The sequence below is a fragment of the Catalinimonas locisalis genome (genome assembly GCF_038039535.1).
In the GTDB taxonomy this organism is placed as follows: Bacteria; Bacteroidota; Bacteroidia; order Cytophagales; family Cyclobacteriaceae; genus Catalinimonas.
In genome coordinates, this window is the sequence record NZ_JBBPHP010000122.1 from 1 (window position 1) to 582 (window position 582).

The window sequence follows — 582 nt, forward strand, 5'->3', positions numbered from 1 at the left end:
TAGAGTTGTACCCTGCTCATGCCCAAGGCTTTACCCAAGCTTTCAACGCCGAAAGTAAAATCTGCCATATGCTCCTCCATGATTTCCAGCAGGCGCTGCAGAAATTGCTCATCGGCTGAAGTTACTTTGACTGAAGTGGGTTGCAGAGTGATCTCCCGGCTAAATTGCTCTCTGAGTTTTTTCCGACTCTCAATCAGGTTTTTGATCCTGACCAGTAACTCATCAGCTTTGAAAGGTTTGATGATGTAGTCATCTGCTCCGGTCTTCAGTCCTTCTATTTTATCTCCACCACTGGCTTTGGCCGTGAGCAGGATCACTGGAATATGAGCGGTCTTTTCATCAGCTTTGAGCTTACTACAGAGTTCCACTCCATCCATCTTAGGCATCATCACATCACTTAAGATCAGGTCGGGAATGTGTTCAATAGCCTTCTCGTAGCCTGCTGCTCCGTTTGCGGCTTCCATCACCTGATAGACTGCCTGTAGGTTTTCCCGAATAAAGGCTCGTACATCGGCATTGTCTTCCACTACCAGGATCAGAGGGGCTTCCTCCGAAGTGGCTCCATCCAGAGTGGCTTCCTCC

The 582-nt window shown here is 48.5% G+C and carries 1 protein-coding gene; it reads right to left on the reverse strand.

What is annotated here, in order from left to right; translation table 11 throughout:
* Positions 1-582 (reverse strand): response regulator transcription factor (locus WJR50_RS34155; protein WP_341297808.1); only part of this gene is annotated, 582 nt, incomplete at both ends.